The sequence below is a fragment of the Psychrosphaera aquimarina genome (assembly GCF_032461525.1).
Lineage (GTDB): Bacteria > Pseudomonadota > Gammaproteobacteria > Enterobacterales > Alteromonadaceae > Psychrosphaera > Psychrosphaera aquimarina.
In genome coordinates this window covers 702,342-718,723 of sequence record NZ_JAWCUA010000010.1, presented here as the reverse complement: position 1 = coordinate 718,723, position 16,382 = coordinate 702,342, and the positions used below count along the sequence as shown (strand labels likewise).

The window sequence follows — 16,382 nt, the reverse complement described above, 5'->3', positions numbered from 1 at the left end:
GGTTGCCATGTTAATTGAGAGCTCAGGCATTTAACCGATTAATGATCAGATCATTTAGCAAATATGTGCCTAATTCGGTTTGAAGCCAAATCAATATTAAGATGTTTATCCAAACCGTTAACCAAAAAACGCGCTGAAACGTTTTTTTAATCGACTTATGTCGTAATTTTTTTTGCGCTAAATATGCACCCGGCCAACCTCCGGTTAAAGACAACAGATGCAGCGTACTTTCTGCGGTTCTCCACCGACCATTCTTCGCAGCCGATTTATCAATGGCATAAAAACAAAAGGTCAAAACACTCATTAATAAATATATACCTAAGACAGTTATAGGTAACACGCCGAACAAAACCAATAAACATAAAGTGAGAAAGAATATAAAGGTAAACTTGCCCGCTACACTATTTTCATTTTTGTTATGTCTAGTGTTGTTCGATTGTAACTTTAACGATTGGTTAGTGGCTTGAGACGTAAACTTAATATTTTCTGCTTTATATTGGTTGTTCTTTTCATACACTAATTCATAAATGATTTGGTCACCATTAACGGGTCTTCGACTTCGAGACGTAAACGCCTTCACATGTACAAATGCTCTTTCGCCTCCCCCTTTAGGTTCAACAAAACCAAAACCTTTGTCGTCATTCCAACTAATAATCTTTCCTTTTAGTTTCATTTGTCCTCCATAACCTATTAAATCCTAGCCGCGTTAAAAGCAAGAGGGTTAATGTCCTGCTTGTATTGCTACTTCATATATTACTACTGCATAACTTTATAATATTCACTTAGGCCGGTTAAAATATTTGTAGTGGCTATTGACGATAATATTAACCCCATCACTCGGCTGATCACACTGGCTCCACTGCTACCGACCGCACGATTTATAACGCCTGCCAAGAGCATTAATACATAAGTTAAAACCAACACCGATAACATAACCAAAGCAGTCTGCATTTGCTCCCAGATGGTATAAGTTGAATTCTTGGTTAACAACACTGCCGCCAGCATTGCTCCAGGACTGGCGATGGAAGGAACAGCCAATGGAAAGATAGCTGTCTCTTTATGTGAGTCTTGTAACATTTTAATTTCTTCATCCGGCTTACTGTCACCGAAGATCATATTAAGTGCGAATAAAAACAGGACTATGCCACCAGATATTTGAAATGCCGGTAATGGGATAGATAATGCCGTAAGTACGATTTCTCCCATCACTAAAAAGAATAACAATACACAAGCTGCCGCTATGGTCGCGAGTAAAGCAATACGGCGTTTCGTTTTTTGATCATATTGTTCGGTGACAGCGATAAAAACAGGCAAGGTGCCAATTGGATCAATGACGGCGAAAAACGTGATAAATACAGCTAAAAAATCAATCATTGAATGGTTTCGCTCCGTGATGAGAAAAGTAAAATAGTGCCAGTTAAGGCACTAAATTTGTATTTAAATATAGCGAGGAGCCGTTATCGAATGATTTGCTCTATATAAAACGTTTATCTACTACACTTACTTTAAAATAGTCTTCGCTAGAATTCTATATATATGGGTTAACCTATATATTTCAACCATTTGGCATTAACTTACTTAGCTTTGACTTCCCTTCAATTGTCATTAAAACACGGTTAGTGATGTATCTAATTAAGGGAAGAACAAATTCCTATTTCGCTTAACTTTTTGGATACATATTAGGCTATATATTTGTGCCATTATGCAGCAAATATTTCTTATGCTTAACATGGTGTAGTACACTGGTTTTGCAAAACATATAATTCAATTAAATATTAAAAGGGGTAACAATAAGCAGTGAAGAAGGTAAAATTATCTCAAGATGAAAATTTATCGATAAAGATCAGTCATCAATTATTGCCACAAGCAATGCAACGTATTGATCTATATTTTTCGCTGCCCGTTGAGATGGGGATAAGCCCAGACACCTTAAACGCTGAAGATTACTTTTATAGTAATATAAAAAGTCAGAGTGCCTATTATTCCGATCAATTACATCTGCCATTAGTACGAAGTCGTTTTATTAGTCAACGCTTTGAGGGGGAAAATAAAGATGGTCAAAGTGATTACCGTTTAAACCTAAATTTATTTTCTTACCAACTGAAAATAGCGTTAGATGCCGATATAAAACAAACCCTGAAATTAAAAAATGCTGAAGAGTTTTATCCTGCAGCAATTGTATTAGCGGAACAAATATCTGGATTAGTTAAAAAGCTACGTCGTTATACTCCACCTGATAGCCAGTTAAATTCATTTTACGAAAATGCGGATAACTTTTTAAGTTGGCACATTGAACAGTCTTTTTTAAAACTGATATCAAGGGGGCCTAAAAGCAGTGATTTTTCCACTGAACGTGAATTTTTATTGGCCTTTTGTCGAGAAGAAAATAATTATCGTGCAGAACAAAACTACAACTCACAAATCACCCTAGATGACCCCAACCGTATCACCAATAAAATGAGACTGTTACAACGTTTGATAGAGTACGGAGTCGTTTTTAAAAAGAAAACTCGCTATTTAGATGCTAATTTAAAACGATTAGTGAGGGGAAGTGTTACCGCGGTTATCATGGCCTTTGTCATGGTTTTAGTCCTTAATGCAAGATCAAGTTTCACAGAAGTGACCGTTGCTCTTATCGCCTTCTTAGGTGTTATTTATGGTTTAAGGGAAACCTTCAAAGAAGACCTTACCAGCCTTATTTGGCGAAAAATTCAAAAAGGTCGGCCTAAGTGGCAAAACTTGTTTAGCCATAGTGTGGACCGAAAACGAATACTCAGCCAAACCTTGTGGCTTGAATATATAAAAAATAAAGACTTACCTGAAAGCGTTAATACCTTATTTCAGCAACGCAGGCAGCAAAACAAACAAGATGCCCGGTTATTGCACTTTCGTTGTGATAATAAAGTACTCGCGAAAGAGTTGTTGCCGGGTTATGACGAAATTCAGCAACAGATCTTTTTTAATTTAACCCCCTTTGTTCGTTTTTTAAAAAAAGGCGCGGGGCGTTTGTATGACCTAGATGGTCAAAAAATATCAAGCCAAGGTGTTGAACGTCGTTATCAGATAAACCTTATATTACGTAGCCTAGATAAAGAAGGTGAACGGATACAACGATTTAAAATAACATTAAACCGCAGTGAAATTGTAAATATTGAAGCCATGCCAGAAGCAGAGTAACCCCTATTATAGTTACTAGTTACCGAGACACCCACTTTATTTACAGAGACACCCACTTTAATTTCAAATTCAAGCATGTGTTTACCCAAATGGTGTAATCGCTTTTGTATTTCTATGACATCCTGGATTTTAAGCTTTATCGTCTACTTGAATTTAGAATTTTGAGTAACTTTTAACGCTCGTCCTAAATGGTAGGTGTTAAGTTATCTCAGAGTGTTCTGATAAGGTGTTATTCCTGATATGTTTTAAGTATAAAGGTTTAAGACAACAACCTTTGACAGCTTGATACATTTGGCCGTCGTTTTAGTTGTTGGCTCTCACAAAAGTGTTGTAATGCATCCTCATGTCCTACCGCCCCATGGAATACTTTGGTGAACGTCTTAGTGATGGTAAGCCAGTTCTCTGGCCTTATGTTTAAACGCGTTACTAAGGCGGGAAGTTGTTTGTCTATATGCCCTGTTTTATCTTCTCTTATGCACCGTCCCGTTGTTTCTATGAGTTCGATGTATTCACTTAATTCAAATGGCAATATGTTTGGTATATCGATTTGAGGGTTACAACTAAAGGGCATTAATTTATTTGGTTGTTGATTATGGATTGCCTGTTTGATGCGTTCTTGTATGCTTGTGAAATCCGATGTTTCCGGCGTTGTGGCGGCTTTGGCTCTGATTGGGTTTAAATCGACATAAGCCATACATGCGAGTAATGCTGTTTCATCCAGTAAAGCTTGGCATTTAAAGCGCCCTTCCCAGAAACGGCCTGTGCAGCTATCTTCTTTATTGGCTTGTCTCGCGATGCCTTCATTTAATACTCGCATAAACCAACTGATATCCATTAGCCGTTGCCTATACACTTGTGTCGTTTGCTCTATGGTTAATAGCTCAGATTTGGTGAGCTGGGTTAAAGTGTTATGACTTAACTCGTCTGAATTTAGTTGACATTGAGATAGGTATTGTTGTGTTAACAATGTGCCTTTAAACAGTTTATGCCAACGCCTGAGTACTTCATCGGTCGTCCAATGGCATGTAACTTGGTTGTTGATGTGCAACACAAGATGTGTGTGGTTACTCATAATCGCATAGGCACAAACTTCAATAGCAAAGACTTGTGTGAGTTGTTCAATTTTATCTTTTACCCATTGCCTTCTGTGCTCATAAGATTGATGAGTTAATTTATCTTCACCGCATAAAAATGCCCTACGGACACAACGAGATATACAATGATAATAAGGCGTATCCTCTAAGCTTATTTGGCTTTTTCTTGGTTTAGGCACTGTAACCTCTAAAATATCATGTATCGATATAGGTACAAAGAATATAGCCTAGTTTCTATTACTGTCAAATTTGAGTGGGTGTCTCTGTTATTCCCTGTTATTCCCTGAAAACAAAAAAACGGAGCCAATGGCTCCGTTCTCAATAAAGTTAGATGTTCCTTTTAAATAAACCGGAAAGGTAAATTCAACAAAGTTACATTTTCTCCATTGTTTCAATACCTAACAAGTCCAACCCTTTTTGTAGCGTATTCGCCACTAACAAACTTAACGCCAAGCGGCTGTTTTTGGTTTCTTCAGGAATGCCATCTTTCAACATTGGGCAAGCTTCGTAGAACGTCATGAACAAGCTTGATAGTTCGTATAGGTATGAACATAACAAATGCGGTGTTAAGTTTGCGCTTACGCCGTTTATGGCTTCTACAAATTGCAGTAACTTAACCGCTAATGCTTTTTCTTGATCCGCTTCAATGATCACAGTTGCGTTAAAGTTGTTAGCATCCAATCCAGCTTTACGGAAAATACTCTTAATACGTGTATAAGCGTATTGTAAATACGGTGCCGTATCGCCTTCAAAGCTAAGCATAGTGTCCCAGTTGAAGATGTAATCCGTAGTACGATTCTTGCTTAAATCGGCGTATTTGATAGCACCAATCCCAACTTTACGAGCAATTTCTTTTTGCTCATCAGCACTTAAACCAGATTCGCGTTCAGCTAATAATTTCTCTGCACGTTCAACGGCTTCATCTAATAATTCAACTAACTTAACCGTACCACCAGTACGAGTTTTAAATGGCTTTCCATCTTTACCTAACATCATGCCAAATGGGCCATGTTCGTAAGTTGTCGACTCTTTGATTAACCCACCTTTACGACCAACTATTTCAGCTTGTTTAAAGTGAAATGCTTGACGCGCGTCAGTAAATATAATGATCCTATCAGCGTTTAGCTCAAATGAACGATATTTCATTGCTGCCAAATCAGTTGTGGAATACAAAAAACCACCGCCCGACTTTTCAACAATATATACAGCTGGCTCACCATCTTTATTAGCAAGTTCAGGTAAAAACACGACTTGTGCGCCCTGATCTTTAACAACAATACCTTGCTGTTTTAAGTCCGCAACCACATCAGCTAACATTGGGTTGTAAGCACTTTCACCCATGATATCTTCATGTTTTAAATTAACATTTAATTTTTTGTAAACTTGTTCACTGTGCAATATAGATACGTCGATAAACTGTTGCCATAGCTTTTTACATTCAGCGTCACCGCCTTGTAACTTAACTACGTAAGCTCTTGCTCTGTCGGCAAATCCGTCTTCTTCATCAAAGCGTATTTTAGCCTGACGGTAAAAGTCTTCTAAATCCGACAATGCCGTTGTAGCGACTTCTGACGCTTGTAATTTGTCTTGTAAATGCGCTATCAGCATACCAAATTGCGTGCCCCAATCACCCATGTGATTTTGACGAATAACGTTATGACCAAGAAAATCAATAACGTTAGCTACCGCATCACCAATAATGGTTGAGCGTAAGTGACCAACGTGCATTTCTTTAGCTAAGTTAGGAGCCGATAAATCGACAACTACGGTTTGCGCTGACTCTTTTTCAACCGACAAACGTTCATCAGATAATGCAGTTTCAATCTGTGCAGCCAACCACTGTGGTTTTAACTTAACATTGATAAAGCCCGGCCCAGCAATATCTAAACTTTCAGCAATATCATCCATTTCAACCAGTTCAACAATTTGCGTAGCAATTTGACGTGGGTTTTGTTTTAACAGTTTGGCTAATCCCATGGCACCATTAAATTGATATTCACCAAACTCAGGTCGTGTACTTCGAGCCAAAGGTGCAGATGCATTTTCTGCTCCTTCAATTTTTGCTAAAGCTTGTTTAAATCTGTCTTGTACTAGCTGAAAAACATTCATTCTTTTTTACCTTGCTGAGTCTTATTTTTTACTCGGTCTAACTGTGTTTGAGTGTCGAGTTTCGAGTGTCGAGCTATTCACTCGTAACTCGTAGCTAATGCTTCTTTTGATTCTAATTGCAGATGAATCGTTCGAGGTTGAGTAAGAAGCGCGCAATGTATGCCAATACATGAGCACTTCGAACGATAAAATCGGACGATTCAGCAAATATTAGTTCAAAAGTTAGTGTTCACGAGTCTCAGTGAACACCACCTCTGGATAACGCTCTTTCGACAAGTTCAAATTAACTCTGGTTGGTGCTATGTATGTTAAATTATTGCCACCATCTAGGGCTAAGTTAGTTGAACATTTACGTCTGAATTCTTCGAATTTTTTATCGTCTTCACAACTTACCCAACGGGCGGTTGCTACGTTTACAGCTTCGTAAATGGCTTCTACGTTGTATTCCGATTTTAAGCGTTGGACGACGACGTCAAACTGAAGAATACCTACTGCGCCTACGATTAAGTCGTTGTTATCGAGTGGTCTAAATACTTGTACTGCACCTTCTTCCGAAAGCTGGATAAGACCTTTTAACAATTGTTTTTGTTTTAGTGGATCTTTTAAGCGAATACGGCGGAATAATTCTGGTGCAAAGTTTGGTATACCGGCAAATTTAAAATCTTCGCCTTGAGTAAAGGTATCACCAATTTGAATGGTACCGTGGTTATGTAAACCTATGATATCGCCTGGATAAGCTTCTTCAACTGCAGAGCGGTCACCGGCTACGAAGGTTAATGCGTCTGAAATTCGGACGTCTTTACCTAGACGAACATGATTCATTTTCATGCCTTTTTCATATTTTCCAGAAACGATACGCATAAAAGCAACACGGTCTCTATGTTTTGGATCCATGTTGGCTTGAATTTTAAAAATAAACCCTGAGAAATTTTCTTCGTTAGCAAAAACTTCACGTACTGACGTTTGACGAGGCATCGGGGTTGGTGACCACTGAGTTAATCCATCCAACATATGGTCAACACCAAAGTTACCTAGAGCGGTACCAAAAAAGACAGGCGTTAATTCACCCGCTAAAAATAGCTCTTGATCAAATTCGTGTGATGCACCAATGACAAGTTCAAGTTCGTCACGCATTTGAGCGGCTAAGTCTTCACCGATAGCAGCATCAATTTCTGGGTTGTTTAACCCCTTAATGGTGTTCACTTCCTGAACCGTACTACCTTGACCGGTTTGATATAAAATGACTTCATCACGGTGAATATGGTAAACCCCTTTGAAGAGTTTGCCGCAGCCAATTGGCCATGTGATTGGCGCACAAGCAATTTTTAATTCATCTTCAACTTCATCCAATACTTCCATTGGATCACGAATATCACGGTCTAATTTATTCATAAACGTGATGATTGGCGTATCACGTAAACGTGTGACTTCCATTAACTTACGCGTTCGGTCTTCGACCCCTTTAGCGGCATCAATAACCATTAAACAGGAGTCAACGGCCGTTAATGTACGGTAAGTATCTTCAGAGAAATCTTCGTGTCCTGGGGTATCCAGTAAGTTAACTAAGCTACCTTTGTAAGGGAATTGCATAACAGATGTCGTGATCGAAATACCACGATCTTTTTCCATTTCCATCCAGTCAGATTTGGCATGCTGGTTTGAACCACGGCCTTTAACGGTACCCGCTTTTTGTAAGTGGTTTCCGTATAATAAAACTTTTTCGGTGATGGTGGTTTTACCCGCATCCGGATGTGAGATGATCGCAAACGTGCGACGGCACTCAATTTCTTTGTTTAACTGGGCATCTGTCATTATATAAATCTTATATCGGAGTACTAACTGAAGTACTAAAACCCAAAGAGCTGAAACTAAAGGTTTTGCGTGTCGTTAGTTGGTAAATTTTTAATGGCGCGATTATACATAAGAGTTAGGGAATTGAGTAGTAAAGCATCACTGCAAATGGAAGAAATAATTGAATATATTTTTAATCTTACTCGTTGGTTTAAACATTAGCCGATAATTACCAATAACTAGGTTCCCCTTTTGCCAATATCAATCACAAAAATTATAAAATTACCGCTTTTATATTAAGCGGTAATCATTAACAAAAGGGATAACCATACCAAACTACGTTTACTTAATTGACAAATGTTTGTTTGGACTTACCAACTTCAAGCTCACTGTCTTTATTAAAGCTTTGATTGTTCATCGCTGTAGCTTTATTTTCACTAATGGCTTGTTCGGCTTTAACACGTAAATCAGCATGTTTGCGTTTTTCTTTGGCTAAATCCGCGTGTTTTTTTAGCCAAGTATACATCTTAATATTCGAAACTTTACATTCAGCTGCGGCCGCAGAAATACTGTAGTCGTCAAATATTACTTTGCCTATTGCCTTAAGTTTAAATTCTAAACTGTAGTCTTTGTCAGTCATTAATATTGACCTTGGCGTTCAAACTTCTCAGCCATTACACGGTCAGGCAGAGCCGGAAATGCCCCTTGACGAGTTACTGTATATGCTCCGCAACAAGCGGCAAATTGAACAGCTTGGGTTAGCTTTTCTGAACAAACAAACGTATCAAGGTTAATTAATGAGATGTTTTGTTTGTTAAGTTGATATAAAAATCCACCGATAAAAGCATCCCCTGCAGCCGTGGTATCAACGGCAATTACTTCTGGGGCTGTAACCGAAATCGACGTATTTTTTGTCATACATACAATTGGATTGGCACCATCGGTTAACATTACCAGTTGGCATTTTTGGGTTAATAAGGTTTGTAAAAAATCAACGATATTGGCCTTATCAACTAGAGCTTCAAGCTCTTCTAAACTGACTTTGATCACATGAGCCATTTCCATATAAGCAATAATAATGGATTGGTAATCGGCTGTGGCTGGCCATAAATTTTTTCTAAGGTTAACGTCCATGCTTACAAGGCAATCGTTTTGCGTGGCTAACGTTATGCCGTGTTTTGTACTGTTAGCAATAGTTTCATCAGTCAAACTGTTTGAGCAAAAGTGAAAAATTGTACTTTGTTGAAACATGGTTAAGTCAAAATCGTTAGGAAGAAATAACAAATCAGCTGCAGGTGGTCTATAAAACTCAAAACTACGTTCCCCTTCAGCGTCCAACGAAACAAAAGCGAGGGCCGTTTTAGCTTGATCCGTCCAGCGAACAAACTCAGTATTAACCGCATATTCATTTAAACTTTGGTGTAGATATTTACCAAACATATCGTTTCCGAGCATACCGCTAAATATTGCATTACCTCCCATCTTGGCTATAGCAACCGCAGCATTAGCGGGCGCTCCACCGGGGAATTGTTTAAAAGTACCGGGTTCCGTCGATAACATATCGATTAATGCTTCGCCAAAACATATTACATTTTGCATAATGATCTCTATTACTTAGTTAGCCAAAGAATTTGATAAGGTGCCAAGGTCAGCTCCCTGACATTTGTGTATCTGGTATCACTTATTTGATCGGTCAATTCTAGGTGGTCCTCCACATCAAGTTCATGCAGTGAAACCGTCTGGGGAAATTCACTAAAATTCGCGACAATAGTAGCAGTGCCAATTGTTGCGTGACTACGTTTATACGCCAACAAATTAGGCTGGGTTAACAACAAGATTTGGGTGTCACTCTCACCTAAGATGGGAGAAGCTTTTCTCAGGGCAATCATTTTCTTTATCGCAGTAAATACCGCATGTTGTGCTGTTCCTTCGGTATTGGACGCCACCAACATATTTGTGGTTAATTTAGGTCTATTTACCCAACGACTGTCGTGTTTTTTCTTGTCATCTTGTTCAAATGAATAATCATTTAGCGCGGCTAATTCATCACCTTGATATAAAAGTGGTATACCACCAATAGTTAAAATAATGCCATGGAGTAATTTAATTCTGGCGACAGCATGTTCAATGTGTTCTTGGTTTTGACTGATTAAGGCTTTTTCCAATCCACATAATGACGCCAATGAACCGCACACTCGGCAGTCGCCATTTTCCGGGTTATATTGAAATCCTAACCCTTTTGAAAACGAACCTTCAAAACTTCCGGTATAAAATTTATTTAAAAATTCACGATGAGATTCACCATTAATTCCCAATTCGCCCGCATCGGCATCATCAAATGTCCAACCGATATCATCATGGCATCGCGCGTAGTTCACCCAACTGCAGTCATTGTTGATGGTAAAACGTCGTTGCAAACTTAATTGCAAAAGCTCAGTTTTACGGGTGGCTAGCGACTCCCACATTAATGCCATTAACAAGGGGTTGTATGAGGTTTGGCATTCTTCTTTACCAATATATTTAACCACTTCATCTGGGTGCACTATCGCTTCTGATTTAAATACAACACCAGGGCAAACTATTTCACGACAAACGTTAAATGCTTGGATCAATAAATGTGCTTTTGGTAGGTTTTCACATTGTGTGCCTTTCTCTTTCCAGACAAAAGCCAATGCATCCAGGCGCAGTAGATCACAGCCTAGATTAGCTAAATACAACATCTCCTGCGTCATCGCTCTAAACACTGCCGGGTTTTGATAATTCAAATCCCATTGGAAACTATTAAATGTTGTCCAAACCCATTTCTGCATTTGATCTAAATAAGTAAAACAACCGCGGCGTACCGATGGGAATATTTCTCTTAATGCGTTGTCATATTGGTCGGCGTCCTCTCGGTCTGAGAACAAAAAATAATAATCTTGGAATTGCTCATCACCTTGTTGTGCTTTCTGAGCCCATTGATGTTCATCAGAGGTATGATTAAAAACAAAGTCGAGTACTAAATTAATCCCCGCTTTTTTTAATGCAACAGCCAATGCTTTTAAATCTTTAGTTGCGCCTAATTTGGGGTCAACTTGTCGGTAATCAGAAACGGCGTAACCCCCATCACTATCACCTTCTGGTGATAAATACAGAGGCATTAAATGCAAATAAGTGATCCCTAGTTCTTGGTAATACGGTATTTTGGTGATCAAGGTTTGCAGATCATCGGCCACTAAATCAACATAAACAGCCATGCCAACCATTTGCTCATTTCGATACCAAGAAGGATTTAAAACCCGCAGTTCATCCGATCTTTTTAAAGAAATCTTACGTTTTTTAAAACTTCCCAATAGCTCACATACTAAAGCTTCAATATGCGAATATAAGTCGTATTGATTATCGTATATTGTTAATAACAAACTAAATAATCGAGGAAAGTTTTGGTCAAGACGTTGTTCAAAAACTTGAGTTTTATTAGAGAGTAACGCCTGATACTTACCCGAAGCTTTAATTCTAGTTAAGCATTGTTGGCATTGTTTATTATGATCCATGCCCAATCCCTAATTATTTTCTGATTGTTTTTGTAACAACAATGTTTGTGCTGGTTTAAATTTCCAGTTGTAAGTCAAACCAACAAATAACAACACAGCAAAAACGGTTGCAACGTAAAAACCATATTTTGCTTGTCCGCCCATAAAATCACTCACAATAGCCATTAATAATGGGCCTAAAGAAGCGGCGACAGCGGTAAAAAATAAAATAACGCCAGCAATAGCCCCATGTTGATCTTTAGCGAAACAACTGATGCCTTTTGAATTCAAGGTTGGATATATCATTGCCATAAATAAGCCTGACATAGGTAATAATATAATCGCAGCGCCTAAACCCAAGACCATGCTTAATACATAACAAAGGCAAATTGCAGCAGAAAATAACATCATCGCCAATTCCCAACTAATATGCTTCAACACCCAAACTGCGCCAAAGCGCCCCAATGCCCTTAAAGTAAAAAATAAGGTAATGGTCCAGGGTACTAACGATTCTAAAGATCCGGTATAGGTAGATAAAAGTGAAGGCATCCAAACATAAATAGCCGCTTCCGTTATAACGTAAAATGCAATTAATGCAGAAAAGCCTAATGCAGCAGGTTGTTTAGCAATAAGCAGAGTTTGTTTTAGGTTTTGTTCCGACTGTTGATTTCTAACGTAAGTTGGGTATTGAGTAATAGCAGCGACAATACAAAGACCAATACATAAAATCCCAGCCACAATATATAGATATTTCCAAGACACATCATTGGCCAATAAATAACTAACAATGAATGGTCCAATAATAGCGCCTACCCCAAAAAATCCTTCAACCAGGTTCATGGTTCGGGTGTGATCCGCATTGGAAGTAGTAATATCCCCCACAAGGGCTAAAGCGGCTGTCTTAAAAATACCGATAGCGGTTCCCGAAAGAACCAACAAAAATAGGAAAAAACTAAAACTATTACCTACTACAAACAAACCACAGGCAAGTGAAAATATAGATAATCCAATAATGATTGTTACTTTTCGACCTAACCTATCGGCCAAAAAGCCTAAAAACATGCCACTAGCAGCAATCGCGATCATCGGGCCGTAATGAAAGGCACTGGCTTGAGTATGTGTGAGATTAAACTCTTTAATGATTTCTGGAATGATCACACCAACAGCATCTGTTGTCATCGCAAACATCATAAACATTAAGTATGTTAATATACGAATTAGTTGGTTATTTATTTTATTAGTTTCCACACGTTCGCCCCCCATTATATTCCCCTGTTTTTGATTTATTATAATTAATATGTTCGACAACTTAATCGAATAAGTTTCAATCATAGTTCAAAATACCAACAAATATCCAGATAAAAATACAATTCATAATGAATTTTACCTAAAAACCCCATAAAAAAAGGGCTTAACTAGAATTACTTTATTAACATTTAAATATAATTGAAATAAGTAACTTTTATTTACTTTTAAAATCATATACTTAAAAATTAATTAACAAATAACCTTAATCGATTAAGAAAAACACTTGATTAAAAAACATTCGTTACCTAATATTATTCTCAATAAAGTTAGCTCAAAAAAAATACGAAAGAGCTGAGAACAATTTTAAACGTTTGTTTGGTTTTTTAGAAAACTAACACTTTTAACATTTAATAGTTATACATAATAATAAACAGGCAGGGTACTCATGAAACATTCAACTTTATTTACACCAACAGTATTGTCGCTTGCAGTATCTGCGGCAATGTTCTCACAACAAGTTATTGCTGAAGACGCAGTTGCAGATGACATCGAAGTTATTTCCGTAAAAGGTATACGCGGCTCATTAATTAGATCTCAAGCTACAAAGATGGAAAATACATCAATAGTTGAAGCAATTTCTGCAGAAGACATTGGTAAACTTCCAGACTCTTCAATTGCTGAGTCATTATCAAGATTACCAGGATTAGCCGGTGAGCGTTCAGGCGGAAGAACGTCTGGCATTTCAGTTCGTGGTTTTAAAGAAGACTTTACTGGCACTTCATTAAATGGTCGAGAGCTAATCGGTATTGGTGACAATCGCGGTGTTGAATATGATTTATACCCAGCAGAAATTATGACCGGGGCTACTATCTTCAAGTCATCAGATGCTTCTCTTCTAGTTCAAGGTATTGGTGGCACAGTTGATTTAGAAACTGTAAGACCTTTATCAGCACAAGAAACTCTAACACTAAATGGTAGCTTTGAAATAAGTGGGCAAGACTCTGACAACCCTGAGTTTGACAATAATGGTAAACGATTTGCATTGTCTTTTGTTGAAAAATTTGCCGACGACACCATTGGTTTAGCTGTCGCAATTGCGTCAACTGAGTCACCAAACAACCAACGTAAATATGGAGTATGGGGATATAATGCAAATGACGATGGGCAGATTCTACCTACTGGTTTGGACTCTCAATCTATCAGTACAGAATTAAAACGAGATACTATTTCAGCAGTTTTACAATTTCAGCCAAATGATGACTTAAATATCATCCTTGATGTCCTTTCAATTGATTACTCTGATTCTGGTGTATTGAGAGGTTTTATAGAACCCTTTTCATCAGATAATGTCACCGGTACTGGCGTGAATGCATCAGGAACCCAAACGGGTGCTAATCCAGTGTTACGAACAGATCCATTACAAAAAGATGGTGAACTAACAATTATTGGTTTTAATGCCAACTACTTTGTAACTGATAACTGGTCAGTAAATTTAGATATCGCATCCAGTAAATCTGAAAAACGTGACCTACGAGGTGAGTCATATGCAGGTCTAGCACGTTCAGGCGCACTTGATTCTAGTGCATTTGGAACCCGTGATTTTACTATGTCAGCTGATGGTATTATGTTTACAGATTCATCGGGACTTGACGCGTTTTCTAATCCAGATGCTCTTCAGCTAACAGGTCCTCAGGTCTGGGGTGGCGGCTTAGCTAATTTAGCTGATCAGTTTGAAACTAATGTATTACAAGCAAACGGTGATGAGTTTAGTTACTTCAATGCTCAGGATGGTTTCTTAAACTATGCAGACTTCGAAGAAGAGCTAGTGACAACTCGACTTGAAGTTAGTGGTACCATTGATTCTAATTTTATAACGGCTGTAGTTGCAGGTATTAATTATAGTGACCGTAGTAAATTGAAGGACAATAAAGGCTTCTTTGCTACATCTTCTGCGTATCCATTATCCACAGGTATTCCTTCAGAGTATTTATATAATGGCTTAGCCGATTTAACGTGGGCAGGCTTAGGCAAAGTTGTCGCTTATGACGGTTTTGCCCCATATAACGACGGCACATACCTATTAAATGACGCAGGATTACTTGAACCTGATCGACTTGGTGATAGCTTCGAAATATCGGAACAAGTTATTACTTTTTACACAAAAGCTGATTTTGAAACTGAATTATCTAATCTTCCAGTAACTGGTAACTTTGGCTTCCAATACGTAGACACCTCTCAAGAGTCATCAGGCTATATTGGTGTTATTGGTTCAAACTTCGCGGTGTGCGACGACGATAACAACGGCGTAGTAGACACGAGCTGTATGGTTACTAATGGTGCAGACTATTCACACTTCTTACCAAGTTTAAATGTGAATATTGAGGTTATGGATAAAACCTTTGTTCGATTTGCTGCAAATAAAACCATCAGTCGTGCTCGCATAGACCAAATGAAAGCATCTGGTTTTGTTAAATTTGACCAAAATATTGATCTAATTTCTATACCTAACTCGCCATCAGACGTTGAAAACTATGGTTCTCCATGGTCAAAATTTACCGGCAACCCAGAATTAAAACCTTTGGAATCTAATAATTTTGATTTATCTGTAGAGAAGTATTTTGTAGAAGAAGGATACGTTGCTGCAACTGTATTTTATAAAGACTTAGTAAATTGGACTCGAGATGGAAATGAGTTAATAGACTTTAGAAATGATGTTAGTAACGATAATGCAGACTACTTTATCGCAGGCTTTCATGACCGAGTGGTGGATCAAGACGGTGCATACGGCCCGGCTGATATTCAATACTCTGCTGGTGACGTTATCACGCCTCCTAATAATGGCTATTACTCATACTTTGAAGATGGGTTAACTGGGACAGTTAAAGGACTTGAATTAACAGCAAACATTCCATTTGGTAAATTCAGCTCTAACTTAGATGGCTTTGGGGTGGCGACATCGGCTACCTACATTGATGCGGAGTTGAGTGACGGAAGTAGAATTCCTGGTCAATCGGATAATACTATTTCAATGACGACATATTATGAAATGTCAGGCTTTGAAGTTCGTATAGCAGCAACAAAACGATCAGACTTTTTAACTTATCAACGTGGCGGCTCCAACAAAATTGAAAGTGCAAGCCGTGATGCTGTAACACTCGTTGATGCACAAATTAGCTATGACTTCTCTGAGTCTAATATTAGTGCGTTAAAAGGGCTTAGGATTTCACTTCAAGGTACCAACTTGACTGATGTCGATGAAGAAACTGTCAATGACGATGGTATTGTTACCACTCGACGCCAGTTTGGCCCGTCGTACGCACTTAACTTTAATTATTCATTTTATTAATCGATAAAACCGTTAACTAATAATAAGTCCTCAGTTAATACCTGAGGGCTTTTTTATTATGCTTAAATTGCAGCAATATTTAGTCTGTAATCCAAGCTCATGAAG

The 16,382-nt window shown here is 38.2% G+C and carries 11 protein-coding genes; 2 read left to right on the top strand and 9 right to left on the bottom strand.

What is annotated here, in order from left to right; genetic code table 11:
- Window positions 1–22: 22 nt before the first annotated feature.
- Both RT723_RS15275 and RT723_RS15270 read right to left on the bottom strand, forming a co-directional pair.
- Window positions 23–673, bottom strand: a complete 651-nt coding sequence (locus RT723_RS15275) for a cold shock and DUF1294 domain-containing protein (protein ID WP_315947949.1) — start codon at window positions 671–673, stop codon at window positions 23–25.
- An 83-nt stretch (window positions 674–756) separates the two neighbouring features.
- Entirely contained in the window at window positions 757–1,374 is a 618-nt protein-coding gene (locus RT723_RS15270; protein ID WP_315947947.1) for a MarC family protein, read from the bottom strand.
- 423 nt (window positions 1,375–1,797) lie between these two features.
- Here RT723_RS15270 and RT723_RS15265 point away from each other — a divergent pair, with 423 nt between their 5' ends.
- Entirely contained in the window at window positions 1,798–3,177 is a 1,380-nt protein-coding gene (locus RT723_RS15265) for a hypothetical protein (protein WP_315947946.1), read from the top strand.
- A 259-nt stretch (window positions 3,178–3,436) separates the two neighbouring features.
- Here RT723_RS15265 and RT723_RS15260 read toward each other — a convergent pair whose 3' ends face one another.
- The 7 genes from RT723_RS15260 to RT723_RS15230 all read right to left on the bottom strand — a co-directional run bounded on the left by RT723_RS15260 (window position 3,437) and on the right by RT723_RS15230 (window position 12,946).
- On the bottom strand, window positions 3,437–4,450 hold the full coding sequence (locus RT723_RS15260) for a transposase (protein ID WP_315947945.1): 1,014 nt from the start codon (window positions 4,448–4,450) through the stop codon (window positions 3,437–3,439).
- A 193-nt stretch (window positions 4,451–4,643) separates the two neighbouring features.
- A complete protein-coding gene (gene argS, locus RT723_RS15255) occupies window positions 4,644–6,380 on the bottom strand; it encodes an arginine--tRNA ligase (protein WP_315947943.1) in 1,737 nt (578 codons plus the stop codon).
- A 222-nt stretch (window positions 6,381–6,602) separates the two neighbouring features.
- Entirely contained in the window at window positions 6,603–8,192 is a 1,590-nt protein-coding gene (gene prfC / locus RT723_RS15250) for a peptide chain release factor 3 (RefSeq protein ID WP_315947941.1), read from the bottom strand.
- 325 nt (window positions 8,193–8,517) lie between these two features.
- The gene (locus RT723_RS15245; RefSeq protein ID WP_315947939.1) at window positions 8,518–8,811 is read right to left on the bottom strand and encodes a hypothetical protein; all 294 of its coding nucleotides are present in this window, start codon (window positions 8,809–8,811) and stop codon (window positions 8,518–8,520) included.
- A complete protein-coding gene (locus RT723_RS15240; protein WP_315947937.1) occupies window positions 8,811–9,770 on the bottom strand; it encodes a carbohydrate kinase family protein in 960 nt (319 codons plus the stop codon). The genes RT723_RS15245 and RT723_RS15240 overlap by 1 nt, the downstream gene beginning before the upstream one ends.
- Before the next feature lie 11 nt (window positions 9,771–9,781).
- Window positions 9,782–11,704, bottom strand: a complete 1,923-nt coding sequence (locus tag RT723_RS15235) for an amylosucrase (protein ID WP_315947936.1) — start codon at window positions 11,702–11,704, stop codon at window positions 9,782–9,784.
- A gap of 9 nt (window positions 11,705–11,713) precedes the next feature.
- The gene (locus RT723_RS15230; RefSeq protein ID WP_315947935.1) at window positions 11,714–12,946 is read right to left on the bottom strand and encodes an MFS transporter; all 1,233 of its coding nucleotides are present in this window, start codon (window positions 12,944–12,946) and stop codon (window positions 11,714–11,716) included.
- Window positions 12,947–13,376: 430 nt separating this feature from the next.
- Here RT723_RS15230 and RT723_RS15225 point away from each other — a divergent pair, with 430 nt between their 5' ends.
- Window positions 13,377–16,277 (top strand): TonB-dependent receptor, encoded by a 2,901-nt coding sequence (locus RT723_RS15225; RefSeq protein WP_315947934.1) that lies wholly within the window; start codon window positions 13,377–13,379, stop codon window positions 16,275–16,277.
- The last annotated feature ends 105 nt before the right edge of the window (window positions 16,278–16,382 follow it).

Coding starts and splice junctions, on each gene's coding strand:
- RT723_RS15275 (WP_315947949.1), bottom strand. CDS start 673: ATGAAACTAAAAGGAAAGATTATTAGTTGGAATGACGACAAAGGTTTT.
- RT723_RS15270 (WP_315947947.1), bottom strand. CDS start 1,374: ATGATTGATTTTTTAGCTGTATTTATCACGTTTTTCGCCGTCATTGAT.
- argS (WP_315947943.1), bottom strand. CDS start 6,380: ATGAATGTTTTTCAGCTAGTACAAGACAGATTTAAACAAGCTTTAGCA.
- prfC (WP_315947941.1), bottom strand. CDS start 8,192: ATGACAGATGCCCAGTTAAACAAAGAAATTGAGTGCCGTCGCACGTTT.
- RT723_RS15245 (WP_315947939.1), bottom strand. CDS start 8,811: ATGACTGACAAAGACTACAGTTTAGAATTTAAACTTAAGGCAATAGGC.
- RT723_RS15240 (WP_315947937.1), bottom strand. CDS start 9,770: ATGCAAAATGTAATATGTTTTGGCGAAGCATTAATCGATATGTTATCG.
- RT723_RS15235 (WP_315947936.1), bottom strand. CDS start 11,704: ATGGATCATAATAAACAATGCCAACAATGCTTAACTAGAATTAAAGCT.
- RT723_RS15230 (WP_315947935.1), bottom strand. CDS start 12,946: ATGGGGGGCGAACGTGTGGAAACTAATAAAATAAATAACCAACTAATT.
- RT723_RS15225 (WP_315947934.1), top strand. CDS start 13,377: ATGAAACATTCAACTTTATTTACACCAACAGTATTGTCGCTTGCAGTA.